General features: G+C 67.4%; 16 protein-coding genes and 1 tRNA gene. 8 read left to right on the forward strand and 9 right to left on the reverse strand.

The window, feature by feature from the left end:
- Positions 1-90: 90 nt before the first annotated feature.
- A tRNA-Ala gene (locus ACYU8V_RS07555) sits at positions 91-166 on the forward strand.
- A gap of 450 nt (positions 167-616) precedes the next feature.
- On the opposite strand, the gene ACYU8V_RS07560 is transcribed toward ACYU8V_RS07555, so the two are convergent.
- From ACYU8V_RS07560 to ACYU8V_RS07590, 7 genes are all read right to left on the reverse strand, one after another.
- Positions 617-1,954 carry an AAA family ATPase gene (locus ACYU8V_RS07560; RefSeq protein WP_460846361.1) on the reverse strand — a complete coding sequence of 446 codons (1,338 nt, stop codon included), beginning with the start codon at positions 1,952-1,954 and terminating at the stop codon, positions 617-619.
- Positions 1,861-3,042 (reverse strand): AAA family ATPase, encoded by a 1,182-nt coding sequence (locus ACYU8V_RS07565; RefSeq protein ID WP_460846362.1) that lies wholly within the window; start codon positions 3,040-3,042, stop codon positions 1,861-1,863. Before ACYU8V_RS07565 ends, ACYU8V_RS07560 begins: the two co-directional genes overlap by 94 nt.
- A 145-nt stretch (positions 3,043-3,187) precedes the next feature.
- Positions 3,188-4,336, reverse strand: a complete 1,149-nt coding sequence (locus ACYU8V_RS07570; protein ID WP_460846363.1) for a Wadjet anti-phage system protein JetD domain-containing protein — start codon at positions 4,334-4,336, stop codon at positions 3,188-3,190.
- A complete protein-coding gene (locus ACYU8V_RS07575; protein WP_460846364.1) occupies positions 4,333-7,674 on the reverse strand; it encodes an ATP-binding protein in 3,342 nt (1,113 codons plus the stop codon). Before ACYU8V_RS07575 ends, ACYU8V_RS07570 begins: the two co-directional genes overlap by 4 nt.
- Positions 7,671-8,306 carry a DUF4194 domain-containing protein gene (locus ACYU8V_RS07580; protein ID WP_460846365.1) on the reverse strand — a complete coding sequence of 212 codons (636 nt, stop codon included), beginning with the start codon at positions 8,304-8,306 and terminating at the stop codon, positions 7,671-7,673. The genes ACYU8V_RS07575 and ACYU8V_RS07580 overlap by 4 nt, the downstream gene beginning before the upstream one ends.
- Positions 8,303-9,754, reverse strand: coding sequence for a DUF3375 domain-containing protein (locus tag ACYU8V_RS07585; RefSeq protein WP_460846367.1), 1,452 nt, complete (start codon positions 9,752-9,754; stop codon positions 8,303-8,305). Before ACYU8V_RS07585 ends, ACYU8V_RS07580 begins: the two co-directional genes overlap by 4 nt.
- Positions 9,755-10,372: 618 nt before the next feature.
- Positions 10,373-11,092: a DedA family protein gene (locus tag ACYU8V_RS07590; protein ID WP_460846368.1), complete on the reverse strand. Its 720-nt coding sequence runs from the start codon at positions 11,090-11,092 to the stop codon at positions 10,373-10,375.
- Between the two features lie 214 nt (positions 11,093-11,306).
- On the opposite strand from ACYU8V_RS07590, the gene ACYU8V_RS07595 reads away from it, so the two are divergent.
- Together ACYU8V_RS07595 and ACYU8V_RS07600 are read left to right on the forward strand one after the other, a co-directional pair.
- Positions 11,307-12,464 (forward strand): alkaline phosphatase family protein, encoded by a 1,158-nt coding sequence (locus tag ACYU8V_RS07595; RefSeq protein ID WP_460846369.1) that lies wholly within the window; start codon positions 11,307-11,309, stop codon positions 12,462-12,464.
- An 11-nt stretch (positions 12,465-12,475) separates the two neighbouring features.
- Positions 12,476-14,554: a phosphocholine-specific phospholipase C gene (locus ACYU8V_RS07600; protein ID WP_460846370.1), complete on the forward strand. Its 2,079-nt coding sequence runs from the start codon at positions 12,476-12,478 to the stop codon at positions 14,552-14,554.
- A gap of 9 nt (positions 14,555-14,563) precedes the next feature.
- On the opposite strand, the gene ACYU8V_RS07605 is transcribed toward ACYU8V_RS07600, so the two are convergent.
- Entirely contained in the window at positions 14,564-15,040 is a 477-nt protein-coding gene (locus ACYU8V_RS07605) for a winged helix-turn-helix transcriptional regulator (protein WP_460846372.1), read from the reverse strand.
- 130 nt (positions 15,041-15,170) lie between these two features.
- Between ACYU8V_RS07605 and ACYU8V_RS07610 the strand changes: the two genes are divergently transcribed.
- A complete protein-coding gene (locus ACYU8V_RS07610) occupies positions 15,171-16,346 on the forward strand; it encodes an acetyl-CoA C-acyltransferase (protein ID WP_460846373.1) in 1,176 nt (391 codons plus the stop codon).
- Here the strand turns inward: ACYU8V_RS07610 and ACYU8V_RS07615 are convergent.
- Positions 16,330-17,361, reverse strand: a complete 1,032-nt coding sequence (locus ACYU8V_RS07615; protein ID WP_460846375.1) for a LacI family DNA-binding transcriptional regulator — start codon at positions 17,359-17,361, stop codon at positions 16,330-16,332. The two genes, ACYU8V_RS07610 and ACYU8V_RS07615, sit on opposite strands and share 17 nt — an antisense overlap.
- Positions 17,362-17,540: 179 nt before the next feature.
- On the opposite strand from ACYU8V_RS07615, the gene ACYU8V_RS07620 reads away from it, so the two are divergent.
- From ACYU8V_RS07620 to ACYU8V_RS07635, 4 genes are read left to right on the forward strand one after another with little or no spacing between them, the layout of a single operon-like run.
- Positions 17,541-19,235, forward strand: a complete 1,695-nt coding sequence (locus ACYU8V_RS07620) for a glycoside hydrolase family 13 protein (protein WP_460846376.1) — start codon at positions 17,541-17,543, stop codon at positions 19,233-19,235.
- Positions 19,236-19,272: 37 nt separating this feature from the next.
- Positions 19,273-20,547, forward strand: a complete 1,275-nt coding sequence (locus ACYU8V_RS07625) for an ABC transporter substrate-binding protein (RefSeq protein WP_460846378.1) — start codon at positions 19,273-19,275, stop codon at positions 20,545-20,547.
- Complete coding sequence (locus ACYU8V_RS07630; protein WP_460846379.1) at positions 20,544-21,539, forward strand: carbohydrate ABC transporter permease; 996 nt, start codon at positions 20,544-20,546, stop codon at positions 21,537-21,539. The genes ACYU8V_RS07625 and ACYU8V_RS07630 overlap by 4 nt, the downstream gene beginning before the upstream one ends.
- A complete protein-coding gene (locus ACYU8V_RS07635) occupies positions 21,536-22,387 on the forward strand; it encodes a carbohydrate ABC transporter permease (protein ID WP_460846380.1) in 852 nt (283 codons plus the stop codon). Before ACYU8V_RS07630 ends, ACYU8V_RS07635 begins: the two co-directional genes overlap by 4 nt.
- Positions 22,388-22,408 lie beyond the last annotated feature (21 nt).

Below are 22,408 nucleotides of genomic sequence, written 5' to 3' on the forward strand. Positions count from 1 at the left end.
CGCTGTACGCGCTCGCGCCGGGCCCGGATTTCACCTCGCCGTGGGTGTTCGCTAATATCTCTCTTCGTTGCTCCACGGAGCGATGACCCCGGGGGTGTGGCGCAGCTGGTAGCGCACCTGCATGGCATGCAGGGGGTCAGGGGTTCGAGTCCCCTCACCTCCACCAAGGTTAGTAAGTAGAAAATCACCGAAGCGGGCCGGAAACGGCCCGCTTCGGTGCTCTTCTGGGGTGTTCTGGGGCTGCTGTGACGTTCGAACGACCGTCAGGACGGCCTCCAATCACACTTATGTCAACGAGGCTGAGTGGTCTCGAAACCTTGCGGCGCGGGTTCGATCGCCGCTGGTTAGGCGGCGGGGTGTCCGGCGAGGTCAGTTCTGAGCTCCTTGATGAGGATGCGGGCGATCGCGTCCAGGTCTGGGTCGGATCGCCGGACGCCGCGTGCCCTAATCTCAAGTCTTCGTTGCCGCCGCGCCATCGATCCTCCTCTTTGTGGTGCCGCCGGATGTGATAGCTCATCACGTCTGTGCGGTGACGGGCCGTGGTGAGCGGGCGTGGATCTCCTGCCAATGCTCCGCGGACCACCTTCGTGCACGCGTTGCTGATCACGCCACACAATCAGTCGACGCCTTGGTCCGAGGTGCGGGGCGCTGCGGCCGCACGCGCCTCAGGTACCTCGATGACTGGATGCGATACGAGTAGGAGTGTCGACGCCTCGATTCCTGCAACGCGGCAGAGGCCTTCGAAATGCCCCGTATCAACGGCGTTCATGAAGGTGAAGACAGCCGAGATGATCGCGCCGATCTCGTCGGGGCTCACGGCGACATCGGTCTCGGGAGAGTCAGCGTGGGAGTTCGCATGCGTAAACCTGGTCAGCTGAATCCGGAGTGCGTCGGCATCGCCCTCGTAGCCGCGCGCCTCAAGCGTGTTGCCGACGTCGCGCATGGCATCCGTGAAGTTCCCGGCCAAGGACGGGCTCTTGAACGCGAGAAAGGTTTCGAGCATCCGGCGTAGCACGTTCGGATAGAGGAGCAGTGCATCGAGCTTCTTCTCCATCGAGCCGTCGTCCTGCAACGCTGCCTGCGCCCGAACTGCCGAAATGAACGCATGGTGGTAGCTCGACCGGATCTTGACTCGTGCCCCTTCGCTGGGCGGCCAGACCTTGAATTGTGGAACTCGCTTCGACTTGCCATGGACTTGTTTGTGCGGGGCGACGAGCTCGTAGCAGTTCGAGGCGTATCCCCTGTTGTTACCGGCACCACGCCGCCCTGGGAGCCCCTCAATCTGGATATCCCACTGCCGGAAGAGCTCGAAGTTGTGCGTCAGTAGGAAGACCTGCTCAATGTGGCTCCTTGAGACGGTCTCGCTCCAGATGTAGGTCGAGATACCTGTGAAGGCGTTGCTATCGAGACTCGAGACTGGGTCGTCAATCACCACGATTGGCTTGCCATTGGCGGCGTCGGAGCGTTTGACCCGTTCGAGGAAGTGAATCAATGTGATCGCTGTCCGCTCACCCGTGCTCAGGTCAAGCGCTGGTGCCCCATGGCGGGTAACTCTGTAGCGCTTGCCGTCGGGGAGCAGCTCAAATGACAGTTCGTTGCGCCCGAGGATGCGAGTCAGCTCCTTCGCCATGACTTCCGCGCTTGGGAGCGGGTCGCCCTCGACGTTCTCTAGGGCGGCCACCTTCTCCCGGTACATGCGGAGATCTTGCTCAAGCTGCGATTTGTCCCTGGTCTGTGTCTCGACCGCCTCAGCGAGTTCGGCAATCTTCGCCTCTGACTCCTTGAGTAGATGGAGTTCCACGCGCTTCGCTGCCTCACTCACGAGGGTCGCGTGCTGAGTAACGCGTTCGTTGTGGGTCATCAGCGCCGCTTCGATCCGGGTGCCGTCGACGATCGGGGCAGCGGTGATCTCGTCATCGACACGGAGCAAAACGTTGGCGCGCTTCCGTTCCAAAGCGGTTGCAGCTCTGAGAGCCACCCTTCCAACTCGGTCGCCTCGTTCCTCGCCGCGGTGTGAGCGGCATTGAACTCGTCGCGCAGGTCTTCGAAGAGAGACCCGACAATGCTCCCCTCGCCCAAAAGTCCATGAAGCGCGTCTTGGCAGACTCCAACTTCCCGAAGCAGTCGGTCGACGGACCGCTGTGCGGCTTCGACCTCATCGGAGAAGTGCTGCTCGATCTGGCGCTTCCGATCCTCGGGGAGTGGGCCTCCGCAGAAGATGCAGGTATCCAGACCCGCATGAAGGTGCCGGCCGTTGTCCACCCAACTCGATGCACGCTGGTTCTGTTCGAGAGTGTCCAGCACCACCGACAACGGGGACGTAGTGAGCACCACGACAGCCTCGTCGCGGAGTTCTGGCCGTACCCTAAGCGAATAGGACTTTGCTGCGACGCGCTGGCGTTCGTCGGAGTTGACGGTGTTGAGGTCAGCGTCCTTCTGCCGGTCGGCTATCACGGTCCAAGAGTGGTGTGAACCGGCGAACCTGTTCCTGACGACCCGCGTGCTGTAGTTCGAGTTCGACGCATACTCGCCGCCTGCGCGCCGTAGCGAACTGACCACTCGGTCACGGATGGCCGTGTACTCATTATCCAGCGCGCGCTCGGCAGCGGACGTGGTGCGAGCGGCGGTAGCGAGGCGCTCGCCAGTCGCCTCGATCAGATCCTTCAGTTCGGCGATCCGCGCCTCGTCCTCAACGGTGCGTTCGCCCAACGTGAGAACGGCGTCGATTTCGGCGGCATCGCGGAAGTTATGCGACCGGTCGACATATGCCTCGCTGAAGACATGGATGCGATCGAACTCGTTGTCGTACTGCTGGCTGCTCGACCGCTCGTTCGTCCTGTCTGGGTCGCTCAGACGGACGGAAACCTTGGTGAATCCACCGCTGTCGGCGTCCAGGCTGTCCAGAGCACGAGCCAGTGATGTCTTTCCGGCACCGTTCGTGCCGTAGATCAGGTTGATTCTTTCGAAGTCGGGGTTGGAGCCACCCCAACGGAAGTCCTCGAAGATGCCGGAGTCCCTGATCGACTCGAACCGACGAAGCATTGCCTACTCCCACTTCCAGATCTGCCTGCGCCACAGTGTGCAGCACCGCGCCGACACATCCGGTGACAGCGCGCCCCTGGGGAGCGTGTGAGATTGGGGCAACCCGCGGCCAGGATGCTCTCTAATCTGCGGCCGGCAGTGTTACTCACTCGGAAGTTACCGCGCGAGCGGCGCTTTGGAGCTTGCTTAGGGCCTGTTCCCAGGGAATCCGCTCTTGCTCAAGCTTCGCATCGCCCTCCGCGCGGAGGCGCTCCAACGCCGTGCGCTCGGTTGGTTGAAGTTCCAGTTTGGCGCGGGTCGGCTTGGGGTCGGAGACCCAGAGATCGCGGTGGTCCAGCAGGGTTCGCTCATCCATGAGGACGCTGATGACCGTGGGCAGGTGGGTGCGCAACCGGTGGAGGATGGCGAAACCGTGTGAATCGAGGTCGCCCCAGTAAATTACGTGCCCCCGTTGGACCCAAGGAAGGTTCCCAACCACGTCGACGGCGTACCCGTCGCCATGAAGAACGATGGCGCCGGGCCACTGTGGCATTGCCAACACCGATTCAAGGTTCTCGAAGATAAACACGACGGCAGGCCGCAGATCGAGCGAAGCCAACTGTGCTGGCGGCGCGGCAAAATCGGAGATCCCTGAAGGCGCGAGGGTTGGGTCGAGGATCCTGACTCGCACCATGCGGTCGGCCTCGACGATGCCCAGCCCTGCTGAGCCGGTAGCCGCGCGGTGAAGGTCCGTGATGACGGACCGATGCGAGTTGAACCACTTGGTGTCGACGCCGCGGATCGGTATCTGGCGAGGGCGAAGGCCTCGAACGGAGTTGACGGCTAGCCAATCGACCGCTTGTACGACTTGCTCGAAGCGTGCGGGTGCCCAGCGAAGAGTCTCGACCGCATGGCGCCGGATCGCGGCGTCAAGCGCCTCGGAGAATCCAAGGGTTTCACGCAGCCTTGCTACACGCGAGTGCAGAATTTTCCAATCCCGGGCAGCGGTGCCTCCTGCGAAACTCGCAACCGAGTCTGCGTCCCGGAAGCGCAAGCGGACGGGCACCTGCTGTTGCCCAATGCTGCGCCACGTTCGTGGCTCCCAATCGAGGTCGGCACCGTCTGGAAGCGAGGCTTCCGACCACTTGCGCACCCACGTCTCGGCTGCCAGTTCGTCGGAGCGAACCTCGCGCTCCAATGGCGGTTTGAGTGAGACGGAAAGGACAGGAGTGTTGGTGGGCCGAGTTGCCCACTGTGCGAGCTTGGAGGCGAGTTTCGCGCTCGCGATGCCGCGCGCCTCATCAACTCCGATCACGACGGCTCCGACTCGGGTTGGTCCCAGCGAATCTCGGAGACTTCGGACTTCCGTCTGGTCGGGTTCTCGATCGATGTCGCGGCTCCCACGTAGGGCTCGATCGTCTGCAGCAGTTTCTGCGGGGTTGCCAGAACCATCTGGAAGCCGAACTCGACGAAGATGTCCAAGGCCATCCGGGTGTAACGGGTGTCGGCCTTGTCGAAGGCCTCATCGAGCACGATCGTGCCGTACCGGGGGTATTCGTCATCTGCGTCGGCCAGCTGATAGCGGAGCGCGGCCGCCAGACAGAAGACGACCAACTTCTGCTGCTGACCACCTGACATGGCAGCACCCGAGTCGTACGTGGCCTCGACACGACCGCTGTCGTCGACCTCTTCGGCCAGGAAGGTCACATGCTGGCGGGTGTCGAGGCACTGCTGGCGCCACACGCGGTCGGAATGCTCACTGGACCCCAGCTTCCTCATAATCTCGGCGAGCGTCGCGAAACGACGCTCAGCCGACTCCAAGTCGTCGTCGGTCCAGCTTCCTTCCGAGATGGCGCGCAGATCGCCGATGAACCGTGTGACGGTGTCGGAGCGTCTGGTCTTGATTCGAAGGTTGAGGAATCGACCCTCGTCGAATGGAGATCGGCGCAGCGAGGTGTTAACCGGCCTGACGCGCTCTTCGATCTCCCGCGGTGCGGAGAGGATGTCGCTGACGAGCTCGCCGATCATGTCGCGTGAACGCTCCCGCAGCAGTCGCAGGAAGTTCGCCTCATGCTCGGGCAGGCCGTGAGCGATGATCGTGTCAAGCAGCTCCAGGTAGTTAGCGCGATCATCGACTCCTGGGGTGAGCTCCGCCGACGCAGCCGCTGCGGGCCAGTGCCCGTTGAACTGTGTGGCCAGCGAGACCAATTCCTCGCCCGCCTTCCTCTCATCCCGCAAGGCATCGTCCCGCTCCTGGCCCAGGCGACGTGTGACCTGTTGCCCGATCTCTCCGATGACATCGCGCGTCACGTTGCGGCGCACGGAACGGAACCGCTCGTTCAGTGCCGCGGTAGTGGTCTCGTCCAACGCAGGGACAGTTCCTGAGGCCAGGTCGGCCTCGATCCTTCCGATGAGGCCTGCCAGTTCCTCTGCCGTGCTCTCCGAGCTCGACAGGCTGACCTGAGCATGGATCCGATCGTCACCAGCAGCTTTGCGAGCGGCCCGGGCACGTTCCTCAGCCTGGATGGCTGCGGTCAGATCGCTGTCGTCTCGGGTGAGGTCATCGAGCTGTTCCTGAAGGGTGCGGACTGCCTGGGTTGCTGACTGGTAGTCGAGGTCGTGCCAATGCCGACCACGGAGCGTCTCAAGGATGCCTCGGCGCTTCTGGGCTTCTCTCTGCGCCTCGGCGATGCGGTCGACGACACCAGCCGCGTCAGCGATTTCGCTCGCCGCCGCGTTGAGTTGTTGAACAAGGGCTTCTAGTTTCGCCTCACGGTCCCCGAGCACCCAGTGGCCGCGATCGTCGATCGCCTGGCGGTCGTCCTTCTCGTAACGGGTCCGCGAGGCTTTGACCTGTCCGTTGATGGTTACGGCCCGGACGTGGCTGTCGAGCAGGTCGGGTGAGTCGACGCAGGCGAAGTCGTAGCGCTCGGAGAGTTGCCCGGAGAGCCACGCAGCGAACGGTCCCGAACGGACCCGTACCCGGTTGACGAGGGAGTTGTCATTGCGGGCGGGACGCGGCGGGGGAGACTCTGCCGCCACTTCTTCGAATACCAATCGTCCGGGGATGCGGTGGGCGTCAACCCAGCGCCGAACCTGCCGGAGGTGTTCGGAACGAACGAGCAAGGTCAGCGCGAGGGGCCGAAGCACCCGTTCGATGGCGCCGGTCCATGTCGAGTAGAAGGCGTCGACCTCGATGAGCTCGGCTGCGAAGGGGAGCGCCGTTGAGGGGACGGACAGTTCTTCGGCGAGCATAGTGCGGATGGATAGCAAGTGATCGGGGACCGTGCTGCCCGTTGACCGTAGCGATATCACCGCGCGTTCGAGACGTTGGTGTTCTCGCCGAGCTTTCGAGAGACGTTCCAGCTGCTCGTGCGACGGTCCGGCGACGGTCGCGTCGTCGCCCAGCATCTCCTCGATGGCGCGCATCAGCTCCGCGAACGTCGTCGCGTCCTCCGGTGCGCTCTCGATCCCTGCGTTCTCAAGATCGGTGGCAAACCTCGTCCAGCGGTTGCGCACGTCCTCGACGTTCTGATCGGCTGCGCGAATGCGATCTCGGAGGTGATTTGCCTGGTCTCCGCCGAGTTGAAGCGCCTGCTTGTTCGCCGTGTCCCAGGCTGTGTCGGCATCGAGGTAGGCCTGTTCGGCCTTCTCCGTCTCGATCCGCAGAACCACCAGACGCTCGTTCAACTCATCCAGTTCTGCTGTTGCGAGGTCGAGACTCCGACGCCGCTGGTAGGGCTCCACCGCGTCGATCAGCAGTCGCGCCTCGGCGGCCGCGGCGCGTGCGGCGTTGTACCTCTCGGCGTGGATCCGCAGCTTCACGAGATGGTCTCGTTGTTGTCTCAGCTGGACCACCCGATCGTGAGCGTCCCTTAGCTCCCCGAACTGATCCACGGCCGTCTGAGCGAGATCGAAGGTCGCGGGACGCTCCAGCATGTAGTCGCGGAAGAGCTGGTCCAAGCTGTCGAGGCTCTTCGCTGACTGGGTCTTGTGAAGTAGCTGTAGAGCACTCTCGTTGGCGATACCGAAGATGGATCGCACACGCGCATAGAACCGTCCGTGACCGTGGTTGCTCGTGACGACGGCGTCCGGCCAGTTCTGCTGCGCCTTGCGTGTCTCCAGACCGGAGCTTGCGAAGGGCTCAAGGTCACGCAGATCCACCGCGGACCGCTCAAGCATGCACAGATCGTTGATGTCGGCGGCAGCGGTTGCGGTGGAGCGGAGGAAGAACAGGCGGCACAGCGAAACGACCTGCCCGGCACCGTCATCGAACCTCAACGCAATGCCGCTCCAGGTGGCCCGTGGCCGCAGGTAGGCGCTGACGATGCGGTCCTCGGTCTCATCGACAGTGCGGCTCCAGGCACCCCGGATGTACGTCAGCAGCGTCCGCTGGCTGTCACGGCTTCCCGGCCCCTGCGCGGCTTGGTTGAGCCGCAACCACTTGTCAGGGGTGAGCACCGCTGCGATCGCATCGAGCAGGGACGACTTGCCCGACCCCGACGGCCCGGTGATCAGGTGGCCCCGGCGCGCCACGGGAACACGATAGATCGCGCCGTCGAAGGTGCCCCAGTTCGCCAGCTGCACCTCGACCAGCCGCCACTGCCCCATAGGGGCGCCGGCGGCATCAAGGAGGGTCCCGGCGCCGCTCACTGCTCGCCTTCCGGTGGGGCGGCCGATGTGGCACCCGCCGCGATGTTCTGGAAGTGCTCGGTGAGTGCACGGACGCGGTCATGGTCGAGGATGAACTTGAGGACTGGGGAGATCTCGGCCCTGTCCTCCTCGACTACGTGGATCACGCGGAAGCGGTTCGCCATGCGTCCCCACGCCCCGTTGAGATTGCCCCGGAATGTCTTCTCGTCACCGGTTCGGTAGACCATCAGCCGCTCGTAGACCTCATCTTGGCCGACGATGACCCGACTCTCTCCGGGCGAGGCGAGCAACAACTGGCGAAGGACCAGGAGCATCGCCGTATCTAGGAAGTTGAGGCTCTCAGTTCGCATCGGGCTTGGGGCATCGATCTCGGTCGTCCGCACCTTACGGGCGAACGCGAACTCATCAACTCGATCGATCACCAGGTCGAGGAAAAGGTCGTGGAGCCGAGAGCGAATCGCATGCTCATCCGCGATCAGCGCTGCCCACAGAACCGGTCGGCGTTGACCAGAGAGGTACGGACCTCGGACGATCTCAAGAAGCGCGCGGCGCGACTGTTCAGCAAGGGTGCCAAGATCCTCCGACCACAGTCGGGCTTCTGAGGCGACCGAATCCACGGTGCCCTCGGTCATGCGATCGCCTCAGAGAAGGTGTGAACTACTACGTCGGCTTCACGAGCCACGCCGTCGGCGCCCAGCCAGTCAAGGTGCTCGGTATGCAGGGGATCTACCTCGCCGTACGTGGTCGCGAGCGACAGCAGCCCAACGATGCTGGCGAGCCCCTGGGTGGCGGGACGAAGGCCAAGGACCTCACCGACGGACACCTGTCTTCGTTGCGCGACCACGAGATTCACGTTGTCGATCAACTCGGTGAAGTCGATCTCGCTCTCCCGTGCGATGGCGGCCAGGGCGATCAGGTCCACGGTGCCGGCTTCGGCGTCTCCAAGGGCGGTGCCGGTGTCGTATTCGGTCGGATCGTGCACGTTGATCTCGCCCACGCTGGACAAGCGAAGCGAAGACAACTCGATGTCCTGACCGAATGCGGATGTCGGTCGCACCTGACGACTGGCCGGGACCGCGGCCGCCAGTGCTTCCTGAAGAGCGTCACGGAGCGCCCGGTCGCGCTGAAACTCCTGTGAGTACACGTAGCGCCGCAGCCCGCGGGCGAACTCGGTGAGTACGGCGTGCACTTCACGGCTGTTGTGCTTCAGATCGTGCACCAGCGAACGAAGCGTTCGCCTCGCCTCTGGAGACAGCGTGCGAACGAAGTCCCGGTCCAGCACGGCTGACAGATCACTATCCAGCGCCGATGAGCGCTCGGGATCTCGGATGAGCATCGAGAACGCGCTGAACGTCTGTCCCTCATCCGAGGACTCGATCAGGTCAACGCCCCGGAAGACATCGTCAAGGACACTGCTTTGAGCGTCGTCGACTTCAAGGATGCGGGCTCGAAGCTCGTGATTGAGCTGCTCGAAGCGTGACCGGACACCAGCGAAGTCGGCTGGTAGATCCTGAGCCTGGAGGAGAACCTCGTTGACCCGCTCTAGCGAGGATCGGTTGTCGAGGACCTCGAAGTCCCCGGTCTTGATGCGGGCGATTGCCTCGTCGATGCGGTCGCGCTCAGCGTGCAGTGCTGTCAGCCGTCGGTCCGCCTCGGGATCGGTGTCGATGGCGAGTTGCCGGACCGCCTGGGCAAGGCTCAGCAGGCGGGACTGGGTGACCGTGGAGCGTGGTTCATCGAGTTGGGCGAAGACCCGCAGAGCGACGTGCCCTTCAGGGGAGAGCTCCAGAGTCTCTCCGCGAGTACCGACCGACGGACGTCGGACGATGAAGCCGTCCCTCCGCCAGGCGTCGCAGTAGGCACGCGCAGTCTGCGGTAGCTCAAAATGATCGCGAAGAACCTCAAGATCGGCATCGATCAACTCGTACAGATCGTCTGCCGCCAGACGCGCGCCCGGCTTGCCGAGATGAGCCGCCAGCAGGGCTGCGGCGACGGCAGCGTGATCTGCCCGGAGCATGCGCAACGATGCGTGCTCGGTGACCAAACGCTGATACGCGAGAGCCGACGCCAAAGCGGACATGCCCGCAATCTTGGCATCGGAGTCCGACACATTGGGCTAACACAGTGGATCCGACCGATGCCTCAATGGGGCCGTTGACCTCATCGCGACCCCGCGCCGAAGAAGCGCAGTTCGCACGGTTCCCGCGACGACTCCGAGGGCCTCGCCGATCTGTGCGAGCGATTGCCCGGCCTCGTAGCTCTCCGCGGCTTCCTCGACCTCGTCCTCGCTCAGGCCGATCTTGCGGCTAGCGTCGTGCCGTTTGAGTATCCCGGATACGGTGCCCGTGCCGATCCCGTACGCCTCGGCCAACTCTCGCCTCAGCGCCCCGCCTCGGTATCTCTCGACCAGCTCGAGCTGCTGTCGTCTCGACAGTCGGACCTGGACAAGCCGTGGCGGGGGAGCGACGACTTCGTCCGACGGCGGCCCGACCTGCGACAATGGCGAACTCAGCCACTTCGCGACGGCCGGGCCAGGTTTCGATAGTTGTCCACTCAGCTCCACCGCGAGGACGCTGGTCAGGACCTGGAGACGGGACCTGACCAGCGTTCCTGTTTTTGGTGCGGGTCCTCGGGTGACGAGATCGAGGAAGTGGTCGCACATCGAGCCGATCCTCGACCACAACCTCGACCTCGGCCTTCAGCGCGGAGCAGACCCACGCTTCCTCGCCTGGAGGACGAGGATGACTACGACGGCCGCGACGGCCAGGTAGGTGCCGTACTGGTCGATCCTGTCGACCACGTCGACGGCAGGCTTGCCGATGGCATAGCCCAGGCCGACGACGGGGCCGATCCAGAGGAGGGCTCCCGCCACGTCCAGCACCAGGAACGTCCGCAGTCGCATCCCCGCCAACCCCGCCGCGACGTACACCAGGAACGTGGGAACGGGGAGGTAGTAGGCCAAGGGCACGAAAGCGCGGCCCCATCGTCGCGCCGCCCGTTCGAGTCGGACGATCCGGGCCTCCCGCCGCGCCACGTCCCTCGGTGACGAGCCGCGCCCCAGGAACAGGTGGAGGGCCCGGTCGCCCCAACGCCGACCCGCCCACCAGAAGACCCAGTCGAACATCACGCTTCCCGGTACGCCGGCGGCGACCGCCACCCACAGCGGCAGCTCGCCCGATCGGCTGTGGGCACCGACGGTCACCTCGGCCACCGCGGAGCCGCTCAGGAGCTCCAGCAGCAGCGGGTGTGAACCGATCAGTGCCGTGGTGAGCGGCCAGAGCGCCAGCGTGTAGGCGGCGATCACCCCGAGCAGGAGCGACAGCGCGACGTCCGCGCGACCGGCGCCCGCGAACCGCCCGCGCTGCGACCGCCCGTCGGGCGATGGCCGGGTGCTGGGGAGATCCGGGGCCGACGTCATCGTGGAAAGTGTGGCACCGGCGTGAGGCCGTCACCTCGCGTCCGCTCGCACGATCGTCCGGGACGCCTCCTCGAACGGGTGGCATCCGTGCCGAGGGCTGCGTGTGACCGTTGCTGATGAGTTGGCGGAATGTTCACCCTCTGGTCGAGGCGCGGCGCGGCCGAGACCGCGAGCATTCGGAATCGACGGTCTCCTTCTCACAGGTGGTTTCTCGATGACGACTTCTCACCGCACTGTCCGATCGCTGGCCGCGGCGGGTGTGCTCGCAGCCTCGGCCCTGGCCCTGGTCCCCGGATCGGCGCACGCCCAGCGGACCACCTCGTCCAGCGGACCGGACCACGTGTTCGTGATCATGATGGAGAACCACGGCACCGACCAGATCATCGGCAACACCGCGGACGCGCCGTACATCACCTCGCTCGCGCGGCGCTACAACGTCGCCACGAACTACCACGGCGTGACCCACCCGAGCCTGCCCGAGTACCTCGCCGCGATCTCCGGCAGCTTCCAGGGCATCTGGGACGACTGCAAGGCCGGCGCCGACGTGACCTGCGAGCCCGAGGAGTTCGTGCCCGGCTCGGGGGACGCGACCGATGGTGCCGCGCTCACGCCGGAGCAGTTCGCCAGCGCCTCGGAGACCCCGCACCTGTTCGGCGGCAGGACCCTGGTCGACCAGCTCGAGGCCAGCGGGCGCACCTGGAAGGCCTACATGCAGTCGATGCCGAGCGTGGGCTTCGAGGGCGAGTACGCCCCGGTCGTCAACGGTACGACGGTCAAGCTCTACGCGCAGAAGCACAACCCGTTCATGTACTTCTCCGGCATCAACTCGCCGGGCAACCCGCGGCTGAGCAACATCGTCCCCGGCGACCAGCTCGGCGCCGACCTCGCGTCGGGCAACGTGCCGAACCTGGTGTGGATCAGCCCCGACCAGTGCCACGACATGCACGGCATCTCCCCGTCCAGCGCGGCCCTGATCGGCAACCCGAAGTGCGGCTACCCCGACAGCGGCCTCGACCACGGCGCGATCCAGCTCGGCGACGACTACGTCAAGCAGGCGGTGCAGCAGATCACCAGCTCGCAGACCTGGAAGACCACCAACTCCAGCATCGTGCTGATGTGGGACGAGAACGACTACTCCGGCTTCTCCGGTGGTCCCGGCAGCCCCGTCGGCGCCGACGGCGTCGTGCTCGGTGGCGGGGACGCCCCGCTGCTGGTGATCAACTCCGCGGGCGGCCCGCACATCGCGACCGACACCCCGGCCGACGAGTACACGGTGCTGGCGACCATCGAGAAGCTGTGGCACCTCGGCTGCCTCGCGAACACCTGCTCGCCGACCACCTCGGGCTCGCTCGTCGAGCTCTTCCGTCCCTGAGGGGCGCGACGATGACGAGCCTGAGCCGCCGCCGCCTGCTGCAGGCCGGAGCCGGGGCCGCGACCGCGTCGGTGCTCCTGCAGAGCATCGACCGGGCCGTGGCGATCACCCCGAACCGGCGTACGAGGTCGATCCAGGACGTCGAGCACGTCGTCGTCCTCATGCAGGAGAACCGGTCCTTCGACCACTACTTCGGAACCCTGCGCGGCGTGCGCGGCTTCGGGGACCCGCACCCGGCCAGGTTCGCGTCCGGCAAGAGCGTCTTCCACCAGCCCGACGGAGCCGGCGAGGTGCTGCCGTTCCACCCGGACGTGGCCGATGCCGGCCTGGCGTTCCTCGAGGACCTCGACCACAGCTGGAACGGCACCCACGCCGCCCTCAATGGCGGCCAGTACGACAAGTGGGTCTCGGTGAAGACGGCCGCGACCATGGCGTACCTCGACCGCGGCGACATCCCGTTCCACTACGCGCTGGCCGATGCGTTCACGATCTGCGACGCCTACCACTGCTCGCTGCTCGGCCCGACCGACCCGAACCGCTACTACATGTGGACGGGCTCGGTCGGCGGCTCGCCCGGCAACGAGGGCGGCGGGGGTCCGGTCATCGCCAACGACGAGCTCGGCTACTCGTGGACGACCTACCCCGAGCGGCTGCAGTCGGCCGGCGTGAGCTGGAAGGTCTACCAGGACTCCGGCGTCGGCCTGGACGGCCCCGGCTACTGGGGCTGGACCAGCGACGCCTACATCGGCAACTACGGCGACAACGCGCTGCTCTACTTCAAGCAGTACCAGAACGCCGCCCCCGGCTCTCCGCTGTACGCCGGCGCCCGCACCGGCACCAACGCGCAGTCGGGTCAGGACCTGTTCGAGACGCTGCGCTCGGACGTCGCCGCCGGCACGCTGCCGTCGGTGTCCTGGATCGTCGCGCCCGAGGCCTACACCGAGCACCCGAACTGGCCGGCCAACTACGGCGCCGGCTACATCGCCCAGGTGCTCGACGCCCTCACGGCGAACCCGGACGTGTGGAGCAAGACCGCCCTGTTCATCACCTACGACGAGAACGACGGCTTCTTCGACCACGTCGTGCCGCCCTACGCCCCGATGACGGCAGCCGACGGCGCGTCGACGGTGAGCACCGAGGGCGAGATCTACCACGGCGAGGTCAACACCCCGGGTGGGAGCACCGGCGTCCCCGGGCCCTACGGCCTGGGCCAGCGCGTGCCGATGCTGGTCGTCTCCCCGTGGAGCAAGGGCGGCTATGTCACGTCCGAGGTCTTCGACCACACCTCGATCATCCGGTTCCTGGAGGCGCGCTTCGGCGTCCACGAGCCCAACATCACGCCGTGGCGTCGTACCGTCTGCGGGGACCTGACGTCGGCGTTCGACTTCTCCGGCGCCAGCGCCTCGGTGCCGTCGCTGCCGAGCACGAGCGGCTACGCCCCGCCGGACCGCAACCGGCACCCCGACGTCGTCATGGTGCCGCCGGCCCAGCAGCAGCTCCCGGCCCAGGAGCCCGGCGTCCGCGGTGCGCGGCCGCTGCCGTACGACCTCGACGCGGTCGTCTCGGCGACCGCCGCGGGTCTCGGGGTCGATCTCGTGAACCGCGGGTCACGCGGCGCGGTCTTCCACATCCGCACGACCACGCCCGCCGGGCAGCTCACGCAGATGTACACGGTCGGCGCGGGCCGGACGATGCGCGCGGAGCTGGCGGCCACGAGTGCCGTCGGGTCGGTGGAGATCCACGGGCCCAACGGCTTCTTCCGGCAGGCCTCCGGACTCGATCTGCTCGCCCCGGTCGTCTCGGCCGCTCCCTCGGGCCGCAGCGGAGCCCTACGCGTCAGCCTCCGCAACCCCGGCCCCCGGGCCGTCCAGGTCACGGTCACCGACGGCTACACCGGTACGTCGAGCGCGATCGCCGTTCCCGCCCGGAGCACCGTCGACCAGACGTTCCCCGGCAAGGAGGGCTGGTACGACCTGACCGTCGCGGCGGCGACGATCCGGCTCCAGCTGGCCGGTCACGTCGAGACGGGCCGGGCGAGCTCGAGCGATCCCGCGCTCGCGGGCCGCGTCGCAGCCGCTGTCGGGGGCTGAGCGCCCGGCTCAGCGCGGGCGGCGCCGCGCCACTCGCAGGTCCACGTCCTCGGGCGGTACGACGTGGCCGTCGTCGCACACCATCGCGACGGTGACCTGCCGGCCGCAGTCGTGGTGGTCGAGCTGCAGCGGGGGAGGTGCGTCGCAGTGGCGCATACCCCAGTCGAAGAGCCCGAAGACGACCGGCATGAGGTCGGTCCCGGCGGCGGTGAGCGCGTACTCCTCACGGGTGCGCGCCCCCGCGTCCTGGTACGGCGACTTCGCGAGCAGCCCGGCCTCGACGAGGGCGCGCAGGTTGGCGGCCGTCGTCGCCGACGACATGCCCACCCGCTCGGCGAACTCGTCGAAGCGGCGGGTGCCGTAGAACGCCTCGCGCATGACGAGCATCGCGTTGCGTGACCCGACCACGGCCATCGCCTTCTCGATCGGGCAGTCGCCCTGCGTCACCCACGTGCCGCGATCGGCCAGCACTCCGGTCAGCCTCATGACTCACATCACCTCGGATCTGACTTTACCAGACTGAAGTCTGGAGGTAGCGTCGAACGTGACTTCAGTCGACTGAATCCAGCCGGATCCGGTCGACGGGAGACCGTCCGCCACTCGAAGGAGAGATGTCATGAGCAGCACCCGATCCGCGGTCATCGTCGACGCCGTGCGCACGCCCGTCGCCAAGGGCAAGCCCGGCGGCGCCTACAGCGAGATCCACCCGGTCGACCTGCACGCGGTCTCGCTCAAGGCGCTGGTCGACCGCACCGGCATCGACCCGGTCGTCGTCGACGACGTCATCTCCGGTGCCGTCGGCCAGGTCGGCGAGCAGTCCGGCAACACGGCGCGCTGGGCGCTCCTGGCGGCCGGCTACCCCGAGTCGGTCCCCGGCGTCACCGTCGACCGGCAGTGCGGCTCGAGCCAGCAGGCCGTCCACTTCGCCGCCCAGGGCGTCATCGCCGGTGCGTACGACGTCGCCATCGCCTCCGGCTCGGAGTCGATGTCGCGCATCCCGATCGGATCGCAGTTCCTCGGCAAGGACTTCGCCGGCCCGTCGGTCGCTCAGCGGTACGACGGCGGCCTGGTGCCGCAGGGCATCAGCGCCGAGCTGATCGCGAACAAGTGGGGCCTGTCGCGCGAGCGGCTCGACGAGTTCTCCGCCGAGTCCCACGCCCGCGCGGCCGCGGCCTGGGCCGAGGGGCTCTTCGAGTCGCAGGTCGCCTACGTGAACGACCTCCGCACCGACGAGACGATCCGCCCCGGCACGACCGCGGACACCCTGGCCGGGCTGCGGCTGGCGTTCCGCGACGACCACTGGGTCGAGCGCTACCCGGAGATCGACTGGCGCGTGACCGCCGGCAACTCCAGCCCGGTCAACGACGGCTCCGCCGCGCTGCTCATCGCGTCCGAGGAGGCGGCCGGCCGGCTCGGCCTGACCCCGCGCGCCCGCATCCACTCCGTCGCGGTGGCCGGCGACGACCCGATCTACATGCTCACCGGCATCATCCCGGCGACCCAGAAGGTGCTCGCCAAGGCGGGCCTCTCGATCGCCGACATCGACGTGTTCGAGGTCAACGAGGCGTTCGCGTCCGTCGTACTGGCATGGCAGGCGGAGACCGGTGCCGACCTGACCAAGGTCAACATCAACGGCGGCGCCATCGCGATCGGCCACCCGCTGGGCGGCTCGGGTGCACGCCTGATGACGACGCTGGTCAACAACCTCGAGCAGACCGGCGGCCGCTACGGCCTGCAGGTGATGTGCGAGGCCGGCGGACTGGCCAACGCCACCATCATCGAGCGGCTCTGACCCGCTTCGGCGGCGGAGCGGTGGAGGACCGCACGACGAGGTGATGGGGTACGACGACGTCGGTGACCGGTCGCTGGGCCAGCCGCTGGAGGGCCATCGTCGCGGCGAGCTCGCCCTGCGCGGCGACGTCCTGGGCGACCGTCGTCAGCCCCATCACCTCGGCGAGCGGGTGGTCGTCGACGCCGATGATCGAGACGTCCTCGGGGACCCGGAGCCCGGCGCGCTGCGCGCCCTGCAGCGCGCCGAAGGCGATCTCGTCGGAGAAGCAGAGAAGTGCGGTGGGTCGCTGGGGGAGTGACAACAGCTGCACGGCGGCGGCGGCGCCGTCCATCGGAGTGAACGGGACCGACAGGACGTAGTCGTCCCGGTAGGGGATGCCGGCGGCCGCGAGTCCCTGGAGGTAGCCGTCGAGGCGGAGCACGTCGGGCTCCCAGTGGATGTCGCCGTAGCTGGTGGTCCGGATCAGACCGATCCGCTCGTGGCCCAGGCCGACCAGGTGGTCCATGGCCGTGCGCGCGATGGCCGGGTCGTCCACCTCGACGTGGGGGAAGTCGCGCATGCGGCCGCCCGCGACGACGACCTCGACGCCGAGGTGGTCGAGCCGGTCTGCCTCGTCGTTGGGGAGGGGGAGCGCGATGAGGATGACCGCGTCGACCTTGCGCCGGGTCGGGAGCTCGCGGAAGAAGCGCTGGCGGACCTCGACGTCCTTGACCTGGTAGATGAGCACGTCGAGGTCGGCTGCCCGCAGGCGCCTCTCGATGGCGGCGAGGATCTCGCCGTAGAACCAGGCGTTGGTCGTCGGCACGACCACGCCGACGCGCCGGGTCTGGCCGCTGGACAGCCGCGACGCCTCGGGGGAGACGACGTAGGCGAGCTCGTCGGCGATCTCGAGGATCCGGTCGCGGGTGGCCTGCCCGACCCCGGGCAGCCCGCGAAGAGCGCGCGAGACGGTGGCGAGGGAGACGCCGGCCCGCTGCGCCACGTCGGCCATGTTGATCTCGTTGCGACTCCCCACGCGGCTCAATGTAGGTCCTTCCAACGCTGCCGGTCCCGGCTTTCGGGGCCGAGATCCGGGCTGGCTGTTGACAGCCGGTGTGACTGTCGCCACGATGGTAGCGCAAACGTTTACGTGACCGCGCTCACGGTCACCTCCCCCATGGAAGGGCCATCCCCTTGCTGCACCACGACACCGCTGTGGCTGACGCGCTCACCACGTTCCCGGCATCAGCGGGCTCCGACGCACCCGACTCCTCGGGGCGACCCTGGTGGACCGACGCGGTCGTGTACCAGGTCTACATCCGCTCCTTCGCCGACGGATCCGGCGACGGCATCGGCGACCTCGCCGGCCTCCGCGCCCGGATCGGCTACCTCGCCGAGCTCGGCGTGGACGCGATCTGGATCAACCCCTGGTACCCGTCCCCCCAGGCCGACGCCGGGTACGACGTCGCCGACTACCGCGACATCGAGCCCGCCTACGGGACCCTCGAGGAGGCCGACCGGCTGATCGCCGAGGCCCACGCCGCCGGCATCCGGGTGATCCTGGACATCGTCCCCAACCACACCTCCGACCAGCACGCCTGGTTCCAGGCGGCCCTGGCCGGCGACGAGGCCGCCCGGGCGCGCTACGTCTTCCGGCCGGGCCGCGGCGAGCACGGCGAGCTCCCGCCCAACAACTGGGAGAGCATCTTCGGCGGCCTGGCCTGGACCCGCGTCCCGGACGCCGACGGCAACCCGGGCGAGTGGTACCTCCACCTCTTCGCCCCGGCGCAGCCCGACCTCGACTGGGACAACCCCGAGGTGCGCGCGGAGTTCGAGGACATCCTGCGGTTCTGGTTCGACCGCGGCGTCGACGGCTTCCGCATCGACGTCGCCCACGGCCTGGTCAAGCAGGAGGGCCTGCCCGACGTCGGCGCCCACGACCCGGCCGCGCCGCACAACGAGCCGCACCCGGCCTGGGACAACGAGGGAGTCCACGAGATCTACCGCCGGTGGCGCGAGGTCGCGAACGAGTACGCGCCGGACCGGGTCTTCGTCGCGGAGGCGTGGGTGCGCGACAACGAGCGGCTGGCGGCGTACCTGCGCCACGACGAGCTGCACACCGCCTTCCAGTTCGACTTCCTGCGCGCGCCGTTCCGGGCCGACTACATGAAGGAGGTCGTCGACGACGCGCTGGCGGCGACCCTGGCGGCCGGGGGCACGAGCACCTGGGTGCTCTCCAACCACGACGTCCCGCGCCACGTCACCCGCTACGCCCGCTCCCAGCCCGAGCACATGGTCGAGTCCACGTGGGACCGGCTGCGGTGGCCCTCGGAGCCGGCCGACGTGGCCCTGGGCCGGCGCCGCGCCCGGGCGGCCGCGATGTTCGTCCTCGCGCTGCCCGGCACCGTCTACCTCTACCAGGGCGAGGAGCTCGGCCTTCCTGAGGTCGAGGACCTGCCCGACGACGCCCGCCAGGACCCGACCTGGTTCCAGAACACCAACGGCGACCCGGGCCGCGACGGCTGTCGCGTGCCCCTGCCGTGGGGCGGGGACGGCGCTGCCGCCGGCTTCAGCCCCGCCGGCGCCACGGGGGAGCCGTGGCTCCCGCAGCCGGCCGACTGGGCGACGTACGGCGCCGCCGACCAGGAGTCCGACGCGGACTCCGTGCTCAACCTCTACCGGCGGGCGCTGCGCCTCCGCCGGGCCCACTTCGTCGGAGCCGGCGGCTTCGCGTGGGTGCACACGTCCGAGACGACCGTCGCGTTCCGGCACGGCGACGTCGAGGTCTGGCTCAACACCGGGTCCGACCCGGTCGAGCTGCCCGAGGGCGAGGTCCTCCTCGCCTCCGTCCCTGGTGCCCGGTCCGGAGTGCTCGCCCCGGCGAGCGCCGTCTGGCTGCGCCGTCCCTGACCCAACCCTGCCCCACCCCTCCACAGAAGGAAGTCCCATGCGTCCATCACGCACCGTCATCTCGCTCGCCGCGCTCAGTCTGTGCGCACTTCCGCTCGCCGCTTGCGGCAGCGGTGGCGGCTCCTCGAACGATGCCTTCGGCCAGCACCTGAGCGACCGCGGCCCGATCACCTACGTGCAGGGCAAGGTCAACGACAACGCGACCCGCGGCATCATCGCCAAGTGGAACGCCATGCACCCCGACGAGAAGGTCACGCTCAAGGAGCAGACCGCGATCGCGGACCAGCAGCACGACGACCTGGTGCGCAACCTCGACGCCAAGAACCCCAACTACGACGTGGTCTCGGTGGACGTGGTCTGGACCGCGGAGTTCGCCGCCAAGGGCTACCTCCAGCCGCTGACCGGCGCGATGGCGCTCGACACGAACGGTCTGCTCCCGGCGGCGGTCAAGGCCGGCCAGTACAACGGCACCCAGTACGCCGCGCCGGCGACCAGCGACGGCGGCCTGCTCTACTACCGCACCGACCTGGTGAAGACCCCGCCGAAGACGTGGGACCAGATGTTCGCCGACTGCGCCATCGCCAAGCGCAACAACATGGACTGCTACGCGGGCCAGTTCAACAAGTACGAGGGCCTCACGGTCAACGCGACGGAGGCGATCAACAGCGCCGGCGGCTCGGTCGTCGGCCCCGACGGGTCGACCCCGACGGTGAACAGCCCGGAGGCGATCAAGGGCCTCAGCGTGCTGGCCGACGCGTACAAGGACGGGGACATCCCGAAGTCCGCGATCACCTACTCCGAGGAGGAGGGGCGCCAGGCGTTCGAGTCCGGCAAGCTGCTGTTCCTGCGCAACTGGCCCTACGTCTACAGTCTCGCCGCGGGTGACGCGAGCTCGAAGGTGAAGGGCAAGTTCGCGGTCGCCCCGCTGCCCGGCTTCAACGGCCCCGGCGCCTCCACCCTGGGCGGCCACAACCTGGCCATCAACGCCTACTCCACCCACAAGGCCACGGCCCTGGACTTCATCAAGTACATGGAGTCCGAGGAGGCCCAGACCGCGTTCATGGAGAAGGGCTCGCTCGCGCCGATCCGGGCGGACGTCTACAAGAAGCCCGCGCTGGTCGCGAAGTACCCGTACCTGCCGACCCTGCTGACCTCGATCGAGAACGCCGTCCCGCGCCCGATCACCCCGTTCTACCCGGGTGTCACGCTGGCGATCCAGGACAACGCGTACGCCGCCATCACCGGTAGCAAGCCGGTGCCGCAGGCGGTCAGCGACATGGCAGCGGCGATCACGGCGGCGTCGAGCCAGTGAGCGGCGAGGCTGCACAGGCCCCGGGCCGGCGGCGCTTCCTGCGCCGCCGGCCCGGGGGCCAGTCCCTGGACCCGCATGAGCGCCGGCGCGCGTTCCTGCTGATCTCGCCGCCGATGGCGGTCCTCGCGCTGGTCATCGGCTACCCGGTCTGCCGTGCGATCTACATGTCGTTCCAGAACGACCCGCACCTGGACCCCGCCGGCTTCTTCGTGCCGGGTGGCTTCGCCGGGTTCCAGAACTTCACCCACTGGCTCTTCCAGCGGTGCGGCAGCACCGCGTGCCCGCCGGGCAACCCCGGCTCGGCGTTCTGGAACGTCGTCGGCATCACCGTCTTCTTCACCGTCGTCTCGGTGACGATCGAGCTGGCCCTGGGCTTCTGGTTCGCCACGATCATGAACGGCAAGTACCGCGGCCGGAGCCTGGTGCGCGCCGCCGTGCTGATCCCGTGGGCGATCCCCACGGCCGTCACGGCGAAGCTCTGGTACTTCATCTTCAGCTACGACGGCATCGCCAACCACCTGCTGCACGCCCACGTCATCTGGTTCGGCGACGCGTGGGCCGCACGGACCGCGATCATCGTCTCGGACGTCTGGAAGACGACACCCTTCATGGCGCTGCTGATCCTCGCGGGGCTGCAGATGATCCCCTCGGAGGTCTACGAGGCGGCCCGGGTGGACGGTGCGTCGAAGTGGCAGCAGTTCTGGTCGATCACGGTCCCGCTGGCCCGGCCGGCGATCGTGGTGGCGGTGCTGTTCCGCACCCTCGACGTGCTGCGCATGTTCGACCTGCCCTACATCATGACCGGCGGTGGCGCCGGCACCGGTCACGCCACCACCACGTTGTCGATCCTGGTCGTGAACCAGGTCCGCAACGGCTTCAACAGCGCAGCCGCCCTGTCGACGCTGACCTTCATCTTCATCTTCGCCGTGGCGTTCGTGTTCGTGAAGTTCCTCGGGGCCAACGCCACCGGATCCGAGGAGGAGGCCCGATGACCGCCACGACGGCCAAGAAGAAGGTGCGCTGGAGCAGCGTGCGCACCTACCTGGGCATCGCACTGATCCTGGTCTGGGGGCTGGCGCCGTTCTACTGGATGATCGTCACGGCGTTCCGCGACGTGCAGTTCACCTTCAGCACCACGCCGTGGCCGAGCCACGTCACGTGGGACAACTTCCGCGCGGTGTTCGACACCAGCCAGAACCACTTCGGCCGGGCACTGGCGAACAGCGTCCTCATCGGCGCGGTGACCACCGCGATCGGTCTGCTCGTGGGCGTCTTCACGGCGTACGCGCTGGCCCGGATGGCGTTCCCGGGCAAGCGGTTCATCCTGACGATCATCCTGGCGGCCTCGATGTTCCCGGGCGTCGCCCTGGTCACCCCCCTGTTCCAGCTGTTCCGGAACATCGGGTGGTTCGGCAGCTACCAGGCGATGATCATCCCCGACATCTCCTTCGTGCTGCCGCTGACGATCTACACGCTCACCGCGTTCTTCCGGCAGATGCCGTGGGAGCTCGAGGAGGCCGCGCGGATCGACGGGGCCACCAAGCGGCAGGCGTTCACCAAGATCATGCTGCCCCTGGCCGCACCCGGCGTCGTCACCACGGCGATCCTGGCGTTCATCGCGTCGTGGAACGAGTTCCTCATCGCCAGCCAGCTCAGCAGCGACAAGACCGCACCGGTCACCGTCGCGATCGCGAGCTTCAACGGATCGACTCCGCACGTCGAGCCGTACGCCGCCGTGATGGCGGCCGGCACGGTCGTGACGATCCCCCTCATCCTCATGGTCCTCGCCTTCCAGCGGCGCATCGTCGACGGGCTCACCGCCGGCGGCGTCAAGGGCTGACCGAGACAACACAGCAAGGAG

The organism is Nocardioides ultimimeridianus, from assembly GCF_054777895.1.